Raw genomic sequence first — 17,968 nt, 5'->3', positions numbered from 1 at the left:
GGGAAGAGGTTCCGCGCGACCTCGTACCGGTTTCTCGACGGAGATCGCGAGGCGTGGGATGGACGAGGCACACGACATCGCGGTCGTCGGGGTGGCGTGCCGGCTGCCGGGCGCCGGTGGCCCGGCGGCGTTCTGGGACCTGCTGCGCGCCGGCCGCGACGCGGTCACCGGGGTGCCGCCGGACCGCTGGGCGCCCGGCGCGGGGCCGGCGCACGGCGGGTTCCTCGACGCGGTGGACGGGTTCGACGCCGGGTTCTTCGGGATCGCCCCGCGCGCGGCGGCGCTGCTCGACCCCCAGCAGCGGCTCGTGCTCGAACTCGGTTGGGAAGCGGTGGAGGACGCGGGCATCGTCCCGGCGCGGCTGGCCGGCACCCGCACGGGCGTGTTCGTGGGCGCCACGGCCGACGACTACGCCCGGCTCGCCCAGTCCCGCGGCATCACCGACCGGCACGGCGTCACCGGGTTGAGCCGCGGCCTGCTCGCGAACCGGCTGTCGCGCCACCTCGACCTCCGCGGCCCCAGCCTGGCCGTGGACACCGCCCAGTCGTCGGGCCTCGTCGCCGTGCACCTGGCCTGCGAGAGCCTGCGTTCCGGCGAGTGCGCCACCGCGCTGGCCGGCGGGGTGCACCTGATGCTGGCCCCGGAGACCGGCGCGGCGCTGACCGACTTCGGTGCGCTGTCGCCCCGTGGCCGGTGCCGGACGTTCGACGAAGGCGCCGACGGCTACGTCCGGGGCGAGGGCGGCGCGCTGTTCGTGCTCAAGCCGCTGGCCGCCGCGCTCGCCGACGGCGATCCCGTGCACTGCGTGATCCGCGGCGGCGCGGTCACCGGCGACGGCGCCGCCGAGGACCTCGCCGTGCCCAGCCGCGCGGGGCAGGAGGAGGTGCTGCGCCTGGCCTGCGAGCGCGCCGGCGTCGACCCGGCCGACGTCGGGTACGTGGAGCTGCACGGCACCGGGACACCGGTGGGCGACCCGGTCGAAGCCGCCGCCCTCGGCGCGGTGCTCGGCGCGGCACGCCGGACCGGGCCGTTGCCGGTGGGCTCCGTGAAGACCAACATCGGGCACCTCGAAGGAGCAGCCGGGGCGGCCGGCCTGCTCAAGGCGGTGCTGGCGGTGCGGCACCGGCGGATCCCGCCGAGCCTGCACTTCACCCGGCCGCGCTCGGACACCCCGCTCGCCGAGCTGAACCTGCGGGTGGTCACCGGAGAGACCGCGTGGCCCCGGGGACCGGTGGTCGCGGGCGTCAGCTCCTTCGGCATGGGCGGCGTCAACTGCCACCTCGTGCTGGCCGAAGCGCCGCCGCCCGTGCCCGTGCCCCGCCCGCCCGCCGCGGGCGGCCCGCTGGCCTGGGTGGTCTCCGCCCGCGACGAAGGCGCCCTGCGCGAGCAGGCCGCCCGCCTGGCCGCGCTCGACGCCGCGCCGGCGGACGTCGCCGTGTCCCTGGCCACCACGCGCGCGACCTTCGAGCACCGCGCGGTGGTCGTCGGCGCGCACCCGGCCGCCGGGCTGGCCGCGCTCGCCGGCGGCGAGCCGCTCCCGGCGGACGTGCTGCGCGGGGTCGCCCGGAGCGGCGGGCTGGCGGTGCTCGCCGCCGGGCAGGGCAGCCAACGGGCCGGCATGGGCGTCGAGCTGCGCGCGACCCACCCGGCGTTCGCCGACGCGTGGGACGCGGTGTGCGCTCGCCTCGACCCCCTCCTCGGGCGGCCGCTGGGCGAGGTCGTGACCGAGCCGTCCGCCCTCGACGACACCGCCTGCGCCCAGGCGGCGCTGTTCGCCTTCGAGGTCGCGCTGTTCCGGTTGCTGGAGTCCTGGGGCGTCGTCCCGGACTTCCTCGCCGGGCACTCGGTCGGCGAGGTCGTGGCCGCGCACCTCGCCGGGGTGCTGTCGCTGCCCGACGCCTGCACGCTGGTCGCCGCGCGCGGCGCGCTCATGGCCGCGCTGCCACCGGGCGGTGCGATGGTGGCGGTGCGCGCGGCGGAGGCCGACGTCGTCCCGCTGCTCGCGCCCGGCGTCGAGGTGGCGGCGGTGAACGGGCCGTCCTCGGTGGTGCTCAGCGGTGACGAGGAAGCGGTCCTCGCCGTCGCCGCGCGGTTCCCCGGCGCCCGGCGGCTGCGGGTGGGCCGGGCGTTCCACTCGGCGCGGGTGGAGGCGGTGCTCGCGGACTTCCGCGCGGTGCTGGTGAGCCTGCGGTTCGCCGACCCCCGCGTCCCGGTCGTGTCCACGCTCACCGGCGACCTCGCCGACCTGCGCGCACCGGAGCACTGGGTGCGGCAGGTCCGCCGGCCGGTGCGCTTCCTCGACGCGGTGCGGTTCCTGACCGCCCGTGGCGTGACGCGGTTCGTCGAGCTGGGCCCCGGCGCGGCGCTGTCCGCCCCGGTGCGGGAGAGCGCCGAGCCGGACGCGCTCGTGGTGCCGCTGCTGCGGGCCGGCCGCCCCGAGCCGGACACCGTCGCCCGTGCCCTCGCCCGCCTGCACGTGGACGGCGTCGACGTGGACTGGCGGGCCTTCACCGCCGGGCGCGGACGTCGGGTGCCCCTGCCCACGTACCCCTTCCAGCGCAGGCGGCACTGGCTCGGCGAGGCACCGCCCGAGCCCGCGCCGCGGCCCGCGGCCGGTGTGGGGCCGCGAGACCCGCTCGGGCTCGTCCGCTCGCTCGTGGCCGCCGTGCTCGGCCACGGCCCCGCCGACACCTTGGCGGTCGACCGCTCGTTCCGGGACCTGGGCTTCGACTCGTTCATGGTGACCGAGCTGACCGAGCGGCTCGCCGAGGCCACCGGCGAACGGCTGCCGCCGTCACTGCTGTTCGACCACCCCACCCCGGCCGCCCTCGCCCGCCACCTCGCCGACGGGGGCGGGGAGGAGGCGGTGCCCGCGCCCGCTCCCGACCGGGACGCGGACGACCCGGTGGTGATCGTCGGCATGGCGTGCCGGTACCCGGGCGGCGCGACCGACCCGGAACGGCTGTGGGACCTGCTCGTCGAAGGCCGGGACGCGATCTCGGGGTTGCCGGGCGACCGCGGCTGGGCGGTCGCGGAGCTGCCCGTGCGGCGCGGCGGGTTCCTCGACGACGTGGCCTCGTTCGACGCGGAGTTCTTCGGCATCAGCCCGCGGGAAGCGCTGATCATGGACCCGCAGCAGCGGCTCGTCCTGGAAACGGCGTGGGAACTGCTGGACCGCGCGGGCGTCGACCCGGCCACCCTGCGCGGCAGCGCGACCGGGGTCTACCTCGGCGCGATGGCCCAGGAGTACGGCCCCCGCCTGGCCGAACTCCCCGATGACGCCAGGGGTTACGGCCTCACCGGCACGAGCCCGAGCGTCCTGTCGGGTCGGGTGTCGTACGTGTTCGGTTTCGAGGGGCCGTCGTTGACGGTGGACACGGCGTGTTCGTCGTCGTTGGTGGCGTTGCACTTGGCGGTGCGTTCCGTGCGGTCGGGTGAGTGCTCGCTGGCGTTGGCGGGCGGGGTGACCGTGCTGACGTCACCGGGGATCTTCGTGGACTTCGCGCGTCAGGGTGGTTTGGCGTCGGATGGGCGGTGCAAGTCGTATTCGGCTGCTGCGGATGGTACGGGGTGGTCGGAGGGTGTCGGGTTGGTGTTGGTGGAGCGGTTGTCGGATGCGCGTCGCCGTGGTCATGAGGTGTTGGCGGTGGTGCGGGGCAGTGCGGTGAATTCCGATGGTGCGTCGAATGGTTTGACGGCTCCGAGTGGGGTGGCTCAGCGGCGGGTGATCCGTGCGGCGTTGGCGGATGCTGGTCTGTCCAGTGTGGACGTCGATGTGGTGGAGGGTCACGGGACGGGGACGGTGCTGGGTGACCCGGTCGAGGTGCAGGCGTTGTTGGCGACTTACGGGCGGAATCGTGACGTCCCGTTGTGGTTGGGGTCGTTGAAGTCGAATCTCGGTCATGCGCAGGCGGCGGCGGGTGTCGGTGGTGTGATCAAGTCGGTGTTGGCGTTGCGGCATGGGGTTTTGCCGAGGACGTTGCATGTGGGTGAGCCTTCGTCCCTTGTGGATTGGGATTCGGGCGCGGTGCGTTTGTTGACGGAGGCCATGCCCTGGCCGGAGGTGGGTCGTCCTCGTCGGGCGGGGGTGTCGTCGTTCGGGATCAGCGGCACCAACGCGCACGTCATCCTCGAACAAGCCCCCGACGGCGAATCACCCACGAGCGCGACCGCCGAGGGCCCGGTCGTGTGGGTGCTGTCGGCGCGGCGTGCCACCGATCTCCCCGTGCTGGCCCGACAGATGTCCTCTGTGGACGCTGATGGGTGTGATCTGGGTCGTGCTTTGGCTTCGCGTCCGCGTCTGGATCACCGGGCGGTGGTGCTGGGCGGTGATCGGGATGCCCTGCGGGTGTTGGCGGGGGGTGGGTCGTCCTCGTCGGTGGTGCGGGGTGTGGCGGTGTCGGGTGGGTTGGGTTTCGTGTTCCCAGGGCAGGGTTCGCAGCGTGTGGGCATGGGTGAGGGGCTGCGGGTCTTCCCGGTGTTCGCGGAGGTTTTCGACGGTGTGTGCCGGCGGTTGGGTGTGGATTGGGGGTTGTTGGGGCGTACGGATCATGCGCAGGCGGGGTTGTTCGCGTTCGGGGTGGCGTTGTTCCGGTTGATGGAGTCGTGGGATGTGCGGCCAGGTTGTGTTGTGGGTCATTCGGTGGGCGAGGTGGCGGCTGCGTGCGTGGCGGGGGTCTTGTCCTTGGAGGACGCGTGCGTGCTGGTGGCGGCGCGGGGGAGGTTGATGGCGGGGCTGCCGGCGGGTGGCGGGATGTTGGCGGTGAGTGCGGGTGAAGGGGCGCTGCGCGATCTGTTGGGAGGTGTGGAGATCGCGGCGGTGAACGGTCCGGGGTCGGTGGTGGTGTCGGGCGGGGAGGAGGATCTGGTCCCGCTCGAAGCGGTGTTGCGGGAGCGCGGGGTGCGGGCGCGGCGGTTGGCGGTGTCGCACGCTTTTCATTCGCGGTCGGTGGAGCCGGTGTTGGATCGGTTCCGCGAGGAGATCGCGGGGTTGACTTTCCGGGAGCCGGAGATCCCGGTGGTGTCCACGCTGACCGGTGAGCCTGTGGTGGACCTGGGCGTGGAGTACTGGGTGCGGCAGATGCGGGAGCCGGTGCGGTTCGCCGACGCGATCGCCCGTGCGCGGGCGATGGGCACCACCCGCTTCGCCGAACTCGGCCCCACCGGCACCCTGACGCCGCTCATCCCGGACTGCGCGCCCGACGCCCTCGCCGTCGCCGCCTGCCGGCCTAGAGGTGAAGCGGAGAGCCTGGTCGAGGCGGTGGCGCGGTGCTTCGCGCACGGGGTCGACGTCGACTGGGCGCGCGTGCTCGGGCACGGCAGGCGGGCGACCCTGCCCGGCTACCCGTTCCGGCGTACCCGCTACTGGCTCCCCGCCGGCACCGGCACCGGCACCGGCACCGGCTCCGACACCGGCACAGGCACTGGCTCCGGCACCGCTGCTGCCCTCGGGCTCGACCCCGTGCGCCACCCGCTGCTCGACACCGTGATCCCGTTGCCGGACGGCGGCCACCTCGCCACCGGCAGGCTCGCGCCGGCCGTGCAGCCCTGGCTCGCCGACCACGCGATCACGGGGAACCCCGTGCTGCCAGGGACCGCCTTGCTCGACCTCGTCCTGCGCGCCGGTGCGGCCGCCGGGTGCCCGGTGGTCGAGGAGTTGACCCTGAGCGAACCCCTGGCACCGGGCGGCGCCGGCCCCACCCGCGTGCAGGTGCGCATCGGCCCGCCCGACGCCGACGAGTCCCGGTCGGTCACCGTGCACGCGGAGGGCGACGCCGGTTGGCGCGAACACGCGGAGGGCACGCTCCTGTCCGCGACCGCGACCGCGACCGCGACCGCGACCGCGACCGGCGCCGGGGACGCCGCCGACTGGCCACCCGCCGGGTCCGAGCCCGCGCCGCTGCCCGATTACGACGCCCTCGAAGAGGCCGGCTACACCTACGGCCCCGCGTTCCGCGTCCTCGACGAGGTCCGGCGGCGCGGCCGGGAGCTGTTCGCCGAGGTCCGCGTCGAGCCGGGGTTGGACGGGGCGGTCGTCCACCCGATCGCGCTGGACGCCGCCCTGCACGTCCTGCTGTCCGCTGACCGGCTGCGGGTGCCGTTCGCGTGGCGCGGCGTGACGGCGCACGGGAACTCCGCGACGACGGCCGCGCTGCGCGTCCGGATCACCCCGGCCGGGCCGGACGCGGTGTCGCTCGACGTCCGCGACGAGCGTGGCAGGCCGGTCCTCACCGCGGCGACCCTGGCCTGGCGGGACCTGCGGCGGCCCGCGGGCGGGCACCTCCACTCCGTGGTGTGGGAACCCCTCCCGCTCCCCGTCATCCAGGGTTCCCGCCCGGACTTCGCGGTGGCCGACCCGCGTGGCGACGACCCGCTCGCAGCCGCGACGGCCGCGCTGGCGCTGGTGCGGGACCGGCTCGACGACGGGGCCGCGGACCGGGTCCTGGTCGTGCGCACCCGCGAGGGCGACCCGGCGGCGGCCGCGGTGCGCGGGCTCGTCCGGTCGGCGCAGGCCGAGCACCCCGGCCGGTTCGTGCTCGTCGACGTCGACGACGACCCCGCGTCGGCCGCCGCGCTGCCCGCCGCCGTCGCCACCGGCGAGCCGCACGTCCGCATCCGGGCGGGGGTCGCGGGTGTGCCGCGCCTGGCGCGCACCGCTGCCCGACCCGGTCGCCGCTGGGCCGGGCCGGTGCTCGTCACCGGCGGCACCGGCGGGCTCGGCGCGCTGGTGGCCCGCCACCTGGTCACCCGGCACGGTGTCCGCGAACTGGTCCTGCTGAGCCGCCGCGGTCCGGTCGCCGACGGCGCGGCGCAGCTCGTCCGCGAGCTGGCCGGTGCCGGTGCCGACGTCGAGGTCGTCGCGGCCGACGCGGCCGACCGGGACGCCGTCGCGGGCGCGCTCGCCGCTCGGCCGCCGAAGGCCGTCGTCCACGCCGCGGGCGTGCTGGACGACGGGCTCGTCGACGCCCTCACCCCGGAGCGCCTGGCCGCCGTGCTCCACCCCAAGGTCGAGGGCGCGCGGGTGCTGCACGAGCTGACCGCCGGTCACGACCTCGACGCGTTCGTGCTGTTCTCGTCGGTCGCGGGCGTGCTCGGCACGCCGGGCCAGGCCGCCTACGCCGCGGCGAACGCCGCGCTGGACGAGCTGGCCCGGCAGCGGCGCGCGGCCGGGCTGCCCGCGGTGTCGCTGGCCTGGGGCCCGTGGGCGGGCTCGGCCGGCATGGCGGCGGCGCTCACCGGAACGGACCTGCGCCGGCTCGGGCGGCTCGGCCTCGCGCCGCTCGACCCGGCCCGTGCGCTCGAACTGCTCGACGCGGCCGTCGAGGCACCGGAGCCCGTCGTCGTGCCCGCCCGGTTCGACCTCGCGGCCGTGCAGGCGCCACCGGCCCTGCTGCGCGGCCTGCTCCCCGCCGCGCCCGCGCCGGCCCGCGTGGCGGACCGGCCGCTGCTGGAGGTGGTGCGCGCGGAAACCGCCGCCGTGCTGGGGCACGGGACCGCCGCCGCGATCGACGTGCGCACCGCCTTCCGCGACCTCGGGTTCGACTCGCTGACCGCGCTCGACCTGCGCAACCGGCTCGCCGGTGCGACCGGCGTCCGGCTGCCCGCCACGGTGTTGTTCGACCACCCGAGCCCGGCCCGGCTCGCCGAGCACCTCACCGGGCTGCTCTCCGGTCCGGCGTCCGCGCCGGAACCGGTGCCCGCCCGCGTCGAGGTCGCGGACGACCCGGTGGTGATCGTCGGCATGGCGTGCCGGTACCCCGGCGGCGTGACCGACGCCGACAGCCTGTGGGACCTCGTGGCGGCGGGCCGGGACGCCGTGTCGGACCTGCCGGACGACCGGGGCTGGGACCGCTCGGCGGTGCCGGTGGGCCGTGGCGGGTTCCTGCGGGACGCGGCGCTGTTCGACGCGGGCTTCTTCGGCATCAGCCCGCGGGAAGCGCTGGCCATGGACCCCCAGCAGCGGCAGTTCCTGGAGGTCGCCTGGGATGCCTTCGACCGCGCGGGCATCGACCCGGCCGCGGTGCGCGGTGAACCGGTCGGGGTGTTCGCGGGCCTGATGTACCACGACTACGCGGGCAGCATGACCCGTGCGGCCGAGGACGTCGAGGGATACCTGCTCACCGGCAACACCGGGAGCGTGCTGTCGGGTCGGGTGTCGTACGTGTTCGGTTTCGAGGGGCCGTCGTTGACGGTGGACACGGCGTGTTCGTCGTCGTTGGTGGCGTTGCACTTGGCGGTGCGTTCGTTGCGGTCGGGTGAGTGTTCGTTGGCGTTGGCGGGTGGGGTGACGGTGATGGCGACGCCGGGGACGTTCCACGAGTTCGCGCGTCAGGGTGGTTTGGCGTCGGATGGGCGGTGCAAGTCGTATTCGGCTGCTGCGGATGGTACGGGGTGGTCGGAGGGTGTCGGGTTGGTGTTGGTGGAGCGGTTGTCGGATGCGCGTCGCCGTGGTCATGAGGTGTTGGCGGTGGTGCGGGGCAGTGCGGTGAATTCCGATGGTGCGTCGAATGGTTTGACGGCTCCGAGTGGGGTGGCTCAGCGGCGGGTGATCCGTGCGGCGTTGGCGGATGCGGGTCTGTCCAGTGTGGATGTCGATGTGGTGGAGGGTCACGGGACGGGGACGGTGCTGGGTGATCCGGTCGAGGTGCAGGCGTTGTTGGCGACTTACGGGCGGGATCGTGGGGTTCCGTTGTGGTTGGGGTCGTTGAAGTCGAATCTCGGTCATGCGCAGGCGGCGGCGGGTGTCGGTGGTGTGATCAAGTCGGTGTTGGCGTTGCGGCATGGGGTTTTGCCGAGGACGTTGCATGTGGGTGAGCCTTCGTCCCTTGTGGATTGGGGTTCGGGTGCGGTGCGTCTGCTGACGAAGGCCATGCCCTGGCCGGAGGTGGGTCGTCCTCGTCGGGCGGGGGTGTCGTCGTTCGGGATCAGCGGCACCAACGCGCACGTCATCCTCGAACAAGCGCCTGAAACCGTCGCAACCCCGTCCGGTGGAACACCTCCCGTGCCGTGGGTCCTGTCAGCGGCCACCGAGTCCGGCCTCAGGGCTGTGGCGCACTCGCTGTCCCTTGTGGACGCTGATGAGCGTGATCTGGGTCGTGCTTTGGCTTCGCGTCCGCGTCTGGATCACCGGGCGGTGGTGCTGGGCGGTGATCGGGATGCCCTGCGGGTGTTGGCGGGGGGTGGGTCGTCCTCGTCGGTGGTGCGGGGTGTGGCGGTGTCGGGTGGGTTGGGTTTGGTGTTTCCGGGGCGGGGTTCGCGGCGTGTGGGCGCGGGGTTGCGGGTTTTCCCGGTGTTCGCGGAGGTTTTTGATGGTGTGGTTGGGCGGTTGGGTGTGGATGGGGGGTTGTTCGGGTTCGGGGTGGCGTTGTTCCGGTTGTTGGAGTCGTGGGGTGTGCGGCCGGGTTGTGTGGTGGGTCGGTCGGTGGGTGAGGTTGCGGCTGCGTGTGTGGCGGGGGTTGTGTCGTTGGAGGACGCGTGCGTGTTGGTGGCGGCGCGGGAAAGGGTGGCAGCGGGGCTGGGTGGTCCTGGTTCGGAGTCGGTGTTGGATCGGTTCCGGGAGGAGATCGCGGGGTTGTCCTTTCGTGAGCCGGGGATTCCGGTGGTGTCTTCGCTGACCGGTGAGCCTGTGGTGGATCTGGGCGTGGAGTACTGGGTGCGGCAGGCGACGGGGCCGGTGCGGTTCGCCGACGCGATCGTCCGTGCGCGGGCGATGGGCACCACCCACTTCGCCGAACTCGGCCCTACCGGCACCTCGGCAGACCTGACGGGAGCCGACTCGACGGTGGCCGACGTGGTGCCGCTGGCCCCCGGGGACGAGGACCAGGACGAGGTCACCGCGATCTTCACCGGGCTCGCCCGGCTGCACGTCCGAGGCGTGCCCGTCGACTGGGCCCGCGCCGCCGGTGGCGGGCGGAGGATTCCGCTGCCCCCCTACCCCTTCGAGCGCGAGCGGTACTGGCTCACCCCCGTCGCACCGGCCGGCGGTCACCCGCTCCTCGGCCAGGGCGTGGAGCCGGCGGGCTCGGGCACGTGGCTGGTACCCGGCCGGATCGCGGCGGACGGCCCGTTCGCCGGGCACGTCATCGGCGGTGTCCCGCTCCTGCCGGGGACGGTGCTGCTGGAACTGGCCGCGCGAGCCGGTGAGACGTGCGGCTGCGACGAGGTCGCCGAACTGACGCTGCTCGAACCCGTGGTGCTGGACGCCGACGTCGAGGTCCAGGTGGTGCTCGGCGCACCCGACGAGGCAGGCGGGCGGAGCGTGGACGTCCACGCGCGGCGCGACGGCGGGCCGTGGTCCCGGCACGCCACCGGGGCCGTGGTCCCGGCGAGCGGTCCCGCCACCGCGCCGCCCTGGCCGGCCGACGCCGAGGAGGTCGCGCTCGACGGCGTCTACGAGCGGCTGGCCGGGCAGGGGTACGAGTACGCGCCCGAGCTGCGCGGCCTGAGCAGGCTCCGCCGCCGCGGTGACGACCTGTTCGCCGAGGTCGACCTCCCGGTGCGGACCGGCTGGGCGGGACCCGACCCCCTGCTGCTCGACGCCGTGCTGCACGCCCTGCCCGCCGCCACGCCCGGCGGACCGGTCCGGGTGCCCTTCGCCTGGCGCGGCGTCCGCCGCCACGCGCGGGCCGGGTCGGCGCTGCGGGTCCGCCTCACCGGGACCGGCCCGGACACGGTGTCGCTGGTCGCGACCGATCCGGCCGGGCGGGTGGTGCTCACCGCGGCGGCCCTCGTGCTGCGCCGCGCGGGTGCGCCGCGCGCACTGCTGGAAACCGCGTGGCGCCCGGTGGAACCGCCGCCGGGCGGCGGGACCGGCGAAGTCCTCGAAGTCGCCGGCGGGCCACCGGAGGAGGTCGTCCCCGCTGTGCTCGCCCGGATCAGGTCCTGGCTCGACGCCGACCGGCCGCACCCGCTCGTCGTGGTGACCCGCGACGACGCGGACCCCGGCGTCGGGGGCGCGCGAGGGCTGGTGCGCTCGGCGCAGGCCGAGCACCCCGGACGGTTCGTCCTGCTCGACGCGGAGGTGGGCACGGACGTCACCGCGGTCCTGCCCGCCGCGCTGGCCGTCGGCGAACCCGAGGTCTCGGTGCGCGGCGGCGGGCTGCGGGTGCCGCGACTGGTGCGGGCGTCCGGCGAGGAGAGGCCGGTGGAGCTGTCCGGGCCGGTGCTCGTCACCGGTGGGCTCGGCGGACTCGGCGCGCTGGTGGCGCGGCACCTGGTCACGGCGCACGGGGTGCGCTCGCTGGTCCTGCTCGGTCGTCGTGGGCCCGCCGCGGCGGGCGCCGCCGAGGTCCGCGCCGACCTCGTCGCGCTGGGCGCCCGGGTGGAGGTCGTCGCCTGCGACGTCACCGACCGCGCCGCCCTGGCCGAAGTCCTCGCGCGACCGCTCGGGGCGGTCGTGCACGCGGCGGGCGTCCTGGACGACGGCGTGGTGGAGCGGCTGACCGGTGAGCGCCTGCGCGCGGTACTCGCGCCGAAGGTGCTGGGCGCGCGGCACCTGCACGAGCTGACCGCCGGTCACGACCTCGACGCGTTCGTGCTGTTCTCGTCGGTCGCGGGCGTGCTCGGCACGCCGGGCCAGGCCGCCTACGCCGCGGCGAACGCCGCGCTGGACGCCCTGGCACGCCGACGGCACGCCGACGGGCTGCCCGCGCTCTCGCTGGCGTGGGGGCCGTGGACCACCGGGATGGCGGCCGGGCTGGCGGAGACCGACCGCCGCCGCCTCGGCCGCACCGGGCTGACGCCCCTTGCCGAGGCGGAAGGGCTCGCGTTGTTCGACGCGGCCCTCGGCCGGTCCGGCCCGGTGCTCGTGCCCGCGCGCTTCGACCACCCCGGCGAGGACGTCCCGCCGCTGCTCGCGGAACTCGCGCCGCGCCAGCCCGGAGGGGACGGCGGCGCTCGGCCAGCGGGGTTCGCCGGGCTGACCGCGCCCGAACGCGCCCGCGCGCTCGCCGACTTGGTGCGTGGCCACGTCGCCGCGGTCCTCGGGCACGCGCGCCCGCACGCCGTCGACCCCGGCCGCGGCCTGCTGGACCTCGGGCTCGACTCGCTCACCGGTGTCGAGCTGCGCAACCGGCTGGCTCGCGACACCGGCCTGTCCCTGCCCACGACGCTCGTGTTCGACCACCCGACACCGGACGCGCTGGCCGCGCACCTCGCCGAGCTGCTCGGCGACCCGGCCGAGCCGGTCGAGCCGTCGTTGGCCGCACGGCTGGCCGACGCCGGGGACGAGGAGCTGTTCGGGTTCCTGGACCGCGAGCTCGGCCTTCCCCCGAGAGGAGCCCACGGTGGCCACTGAAGAGCAGTTGCGCGACTACCTGCGGCGCGCGACCGTCGAGCTGCACGAGGCGAAGCGGCGCCTGGCCGAGCTGTCCGACCGGGACGGCGACCCGATCGCGATCGTCGGCGCGGGCGTCCGCCTCCCCGGTGGCATCGGCAGTCCCGAAGACCTGTGGGACCTGCTCGCCCGAGGGGACGAGGCGATCGGGCCGCTGCCCGTCGACCGCGGCTGGCCGCTCGGTCGGCTGCCCGCCTGGCGCGGCGGTTTCCTGGCCGGCGCGGCCGAGTTCGACGCGGACTTCTTCGGCATCAGCCCGCGCGAGGCGCTGGCCATGGACCCCCAGCACCGCCTCCTGCTGGAGGTGGCGTGGGAGACGTTCGAGCGCGCCGGCATCGACCCCGGGGCTTACCGGGGCGCGGACGTCGGGGTGTTCGCCGGCGTGATGTACCAGGACTACACGGCCCGGTTCGTGGACGCGCCGCCCGAGGTCGAGGGGAACCTGCGCACGGCGGGCCTGGGCAGCGTGCTCACCGGTCGGATCACCTACACCTTCGGCTTCCGAGGGCCTGCGGTGTCGGTGGACACGGCGTGTTCGTCGTCGTTGGTGGCGTTGCACTTGGCGGTGCGTTCGTTGCGGTCGGGTGAGTGTTCGTTGGCGTTGGCGGGTGGGGTGACGGTGATGGCGACGCCGGGGACGTTCCACGAGTTCGCGCGTCAGGGTGGTTTGGCGTCGGATGGGCGGTGCAAGTCGTATTCGGCTGCTGCGGATGGTACGGGGTGGTCGGAGGGTGTCGGGTTGGTGTTGGTGGAGCGGTTGTCGGATGCGCGTCGTCGTGGTCATGAGGTGTTGGCGGTGGTGCGCGGCAGCGCCGTGAACTCCGATGGCGCCGGCAGCAGGCTCACCGCGCCGAATGGGGTGGCTCAGCAGCGGGTGATCCGTGCGGCGTTGGCGGATGCTGGTCTGTCCACTATGGACGTCGATGCGGTGGAGGGTCACGGGACGGGGACGGTGCTGGGTGACCCGGTCGAGGTGCAGGCGTTGTTGGCGACTTACGGGCGGGATCGTGACGTCCCGTTGTGGTTGGGGTCGTTGAAGTCGAACCTGGGGCACACGCAAGCCGCAGCCGGTGTGGCCGGGGTCGTCAAGTCGGTGTCGGCGTTGCGGCAGGGCTTTCTGCCGAGGACGCTGCATGTGGATGAGCCTTCGTCCCATGTGGATTGGGGTTCGGGTGCGGTGCGTCTGCTGACGGAGGCCATGCCCTGGCCGGAGGCGGGTCGTCCCCGTCGGATCGGGGTGTCGTCGTTCGGGATCAGCGGCACCAACGCGCACGTCATCCTCGAACAAGCACCCGAGGAGCCAGGGGAAACCGGCCGGGCACCGGGTGTCTGGGTCGTCTCGGCCCGACGCCCGGACGACCTGCCCGTCGTCGCGGAACGGCTCCTGCCCGCCGCGGACCACCCCGTGGGCGACATCGCCTTCTCGCTGGCCGCCCGTGCGCGCCTGGATCACCGGGCGGTGGTGCTGGGGTCGGATCGGGCTGAGTTGGTCCGGGGTTTGCGGGTGTTGGCGGGGGGTGGGTCGTCCTCGTCGGTGGTGCGGGGTGTGGCGGTGTCGGGTGGGTTGGGTTTGGTGTTTCCGGGGCGGGGTTCGCGGCGTGTGGGCGCGGGGTTGCGGGTTTTCCCGGTGTTCGCGGAGGTTTTCGATGGTGTGGTTGGGCGGTTGGGTGTGGATGGGGGGTTGTTCGGGTTCGGGGTGGCGTTGTTCCGGTTGTTGGAGTCGTGGGGTGTGCGGCCGGGTTGTGTGGTGGGTCGGTCGGTGGGTGAGGTTGCGGCTGCGTGTGTGGCGGGGGTTGTGTCGTTGGAGGACGCGTGCGTGTTGGTGGCGGCGCGGGAAAGGGTGACGGCGGGGCTGGGTGGTCCTGGTTCGGAGTCGGTGTTGGATCGGTTCCGGGAGGAGATCGCGGGGTTGTCCTTTCGTGAGCCGGGGATTCCGGTGGTGTCTTCGCTGACCGGTGAGCCTGTGGTGGATTTGGGCGTGGAGTACTGGGTGCGGCAGGTGACGGGGCCGGTGCGGTTCGCCGACGCGGTGGCCCGTGCGCGGGCGATGGGCACCACCCACTTCGCCGAACTCGGGCCCGACGGGTCGCTCACCGCCCTGATCGGCGATGCCGCGGTAACCCTGGGCGGGGCCGGGCAGGACGAAGCCGCCGTGCTGCTCGCCGGGCTGGCGGCGCTGCACGTGCGCGGCGTCCCGGTCGACTGGACCGCGTTGCTCGCCGGCGGCCGCCGGGTGCCGCTGCCCACCTACCCGTTCGCCCGCCGCAGGTTCTGGCTCGACAACCCGGTGCCGGGCACCGGGGGCGGGCACCCCTTCCTGGACGACGGGGTGGACCTGGCAGGCGTCGGCGGTCGCGTGTTCGGCGGTCGCATCCGGACCGCCGCGCACCCGTGGCTGGCCGACCACCGCGTGCTCGGGGAACCCGTCCTGCCCGGTGTGCTGCTGCTCGACCTCGCACGGCACGCGGCCGCGTCGTCGGGCCGCGCGCGGATCGGCGAGCTGACCCTGCACCGCCCGGTACCCGTACCCGACGGCGGGGAACTGCTCCTCCAGGTCGTCGTGGGGCCACCGGGGCCCGACGGGCGGTGCGCGCTCGACGTGCACACCCGCGAGGAGGAGTCCCACCCGTGGCGGCACAACGCGGGCGGGTTCGCGACGCCCTCCGGGGAAAGCCCCGCGGGCGAGGGGGTCGCGGGGGAGTGCCCCGCCGCGCCGCCCGCCACCGAGGACGCCTACCCGAGGCTGGCGGAACTCGGCTACGACTACGGCCCGGCGTTCCGCGGGCTCCGGGGGTTCGCCGTCGCGGGCGACACCGCGGTCGTCCACTGCGCCCTGCCCGACGCCGCACCGGCGAGCCTGCCCGTCGCGCTGGTCGACTCGGTGCTGCACGCCATCCCGCTGGCCTGGCCGGGCGAGCGGACCGGGCTCCCGTTCTCCTGGCGCGCGGTCACCACCTCCGCGCCAACCACCTCCGCGCCGGCCACGACGGCGCTGCTGGCGCGCATCGTCCGCACGGGCGCGGACGAGGTGTCGGTCGAGGTCTTCGACGAGGCGGGGCAACGGGTGCTGGCGGTCGGCTCGCTGAGCCTGCGGCCCGCCGCGCGCCACGACGGGAAACCGGGGCTGAAGCGCCTGGAGTGGACCGCCGTCCCGACGCCGACCACGCCGCCGGAGGGCGACGCGGTGGTCCTGCCGGTGCCCGACGAGGAGCCGCGGGCGGCGGTCACGCGGGTCTTGGCCGCGCTCCAGGAGTGGGCCGCCGACACCAGCCGCGCCGCGACCGCGCGGCTGGTGGTCGTGACCCGCGAGGCGGTCCGGGTGGCCGACGAGCCGGTCCGCGACCTGGCGGGTGCGGCGGTGTGGGGTCTGGTGCGTTCGGCGCAGGTGGAGCATCCGGGTCGGTTCGTGTTGTTGGACTTGGCGGTGGGGGTGGATGCGGGGGGTGTGGTGGCGGAGGCCGTGGCGACCGGCGAACCGCAGCTGGCCCGGCGCGGGGACGCGCTGTACCGGCCCCGGCTCGTGGACGCGTGCCGCGACGGGCTGACCCCGCCGCCGGGCGCGGACCACTGGCGGCTCGTCCGCGCGGAGGAGGGGACCCTCGACGGGCTGCGGTTGGCACCCGACCCGGCGGCCACCCGGCCGCTGCGGGAGGGCGAGGTGCGCGTGGAGGTCCGCGCGGCCGGGCTCAACTTCCGCGACGTCCTCATCGCGCTCGGCTCGTACCCCGGCGACGCGCCGCCGCTGGGCGGCGAGGCCGCCGGGGTGGTCACCGCGACCGGACCCGGCGTGACGCGCTTCCGGCCGGGCGACCGCGTGTTCGGCATCTTCTTCGGCGCCTTCGGCGACACCGCCGTCACCGACCAGCGCTTGCTCGCCCCCTTGCCGGCGGGGTGGTCCTTTGTGGTGGGTGCGGGTGTGTTGGTGGTGTTTGTGACGGCGTTGGTGGCGGTGGGTGGTGTGGGTGTGGGGGAGGTGGTGGTGGTGCATGGGGTGACGGGTGGTGTGGGGATGGCTGTGGTGCAGGTGGTGCGGGGTGGTGGGGGTGTGGTGTGGGGTACGGCGTCGCGGGGGAAGTGGGGTGTGGCGCGGGGTTTGGGTGTGGTGCGGGTGGCGTCGTCGCGGGATGGGGGTTTTGAGGGGGTGTTTTCGGGGGGTGTGGATGTGGTGGTGAATTCGTTGTCGGGTGGTTTGGTGGATGCGTCGTTGCGGTTGGTGCGTCCGGGTGGTCGGTTCGTGGAGTTGGGCAAGCGTGATGTGCGTGATCCGGCGGAGGTGGCGGCGCGGTACCCGGGGGTGCATTACCGGGCCCACGACATACTCGACCTGGGTGTCGACGGTCTCGGCCGTTTGATCGGCGAGGTCGTGGACGGTTTCACGGCGGGTCGGTTCCGCCCGCTGCCGGTCACCTCGCACGGCCTCGACTCCGCCCGCGAGGTCTTTCGCCGCATGGCTGACGGCGCTTACACCGGCAAGGTGGTGTTGCGGGTGGGTTCGCCGTGGTCGGGGGTGGGGTGGGTGGTGGTGACGGGTGCGTCGGGTGCGTTGGGTTCGGCGGTGGCTCGTCATTTGGTTGTGGTGCATGGGGTGCGGTCGTTGGTGTTGGTGTCGCGTTCGGGTGTTGTGGGGTGTGCGGAGGAGTTGCGGGGGTTGGGGGCGCGGGTGGTGGTGGTGTCGTGTGATGTGGGGGATCGGGGTGCGTTGGCGGGGGTGTTGGAGGGTCGTGTGGTGCGGGGTGTGGTGCATGCGGCGGGTGTGTTGGAGGACGGGGTGGTGGGTGGTGTGTCGGAGGGGGTGGTGGATCGGGTGTTCCGGGCGAAGGTGGGTGGTGCGTGGAATTTGCATTGTTTGACCGAGGGTGTGGATTTGGATGCGTTTGTGTTGTTTTCGTCGGCGGCGGGTGTGGTGGGGTCGGCGGGGCAGGGTGTGTATGCGGCGGCTAATGGGTTTTTGGACGGGTTGGCGGAGTTTCGTCGGTCGCGGGGGTTGGTGGGGACGTCGTTGTCGTGGGGTCCGTGGTCGGGTGGGGGGATGGCGGCGGGGTTGGGTGGTCGGGATCTGGGGCGGATGCGGCAGGCGGGGATGGTGCCGTTGACGGTGGAGCAGGGGCTGGAGCTGTTCGACGCCGCGCTGCGCCACGACCGACCGCACACCGTCCCGGCGGCGTTCACCGACGAGCCGGCACGCCGCACCGCACCCGCACCCGCCCCCTCCGCCCTCGCCGGGCTCGACCCGGAGCAGCGGACCGGTGCGCTCACCTCGGCCGTCCTCCACCACTCGGCCGTCGTCCTCGGCCACGGCGACGCCGCCGCGATCGACCCGGACCGCACGTTCAAGGACCTCGGCTTCGACTCGCTGTCGGGTGTCGAGCTGCGCAACCACCTGGCCGCGGCCACCGGCCTGACCCTGCCCGCCACGCTCGTCTTCGACTTCCCCACCCCGGCGGAGCTGGCCGCGCACCTGCGCACCCTGCTCGGCGGTGCGGCGGAGGCGGGTATCGACGACATGGCCGCCGAGGAACTCATCCGCCTGGTCAACCGACACGCCGGCTGAGCGGGCGCAGCGGACAGCGCAGGGAGGGAACAACCCGTGGTCACCACCGCCGAACTGCTGGAGGCACTGCGCACGTCGGCCAA

General features: G+C 74.4%; 2 protein-coding genes. Both read left to right on the top strand.

Features of this window, described 5'->3' with window-relative positions; all coding sequences use genetic code 11:
* Positions 1 to 58: 58 nt before the first annotated feature.
* Entirely contained in the window at positions 59 to 12,295 is a 12,237-nt protein-coding gene (locus tag C8E97_RS21490) for a type I polyketide synthase (protein WP_121007309.1), read from the top strand.
* Entirely contained in the window at positions 12,285 to 17,885 is a 5,601-nt protein-coding gene (locus tag C8E97_RS36570) for a type I polyketide synthase (protein WP_121007308.1), read from the top strand. The genes C8E97_RS21490 and C8E97_RS36570 overlap by 11 nt, the downstream gene beginning before the upstream one ends.
* The last annotated feature ends 83 nt before the right edge of the window (positions 17,886 to 17,968 follow it).

It is taken from the genome of Saccharothrix australiensis, from assembly GCF_003634935.1.
GTDB classification, from domain to species: Bacteria; Actinomycetota; Actinomycetes; order Mycobacteriales; family Pseudonocardiaceae; genus Actinosynnema; species Actinosynnema australiense.
Note: the sequence above shows the minus strand (reverse complement) of the source record. Positions and strands in the feature narration are given on the sequence as shown.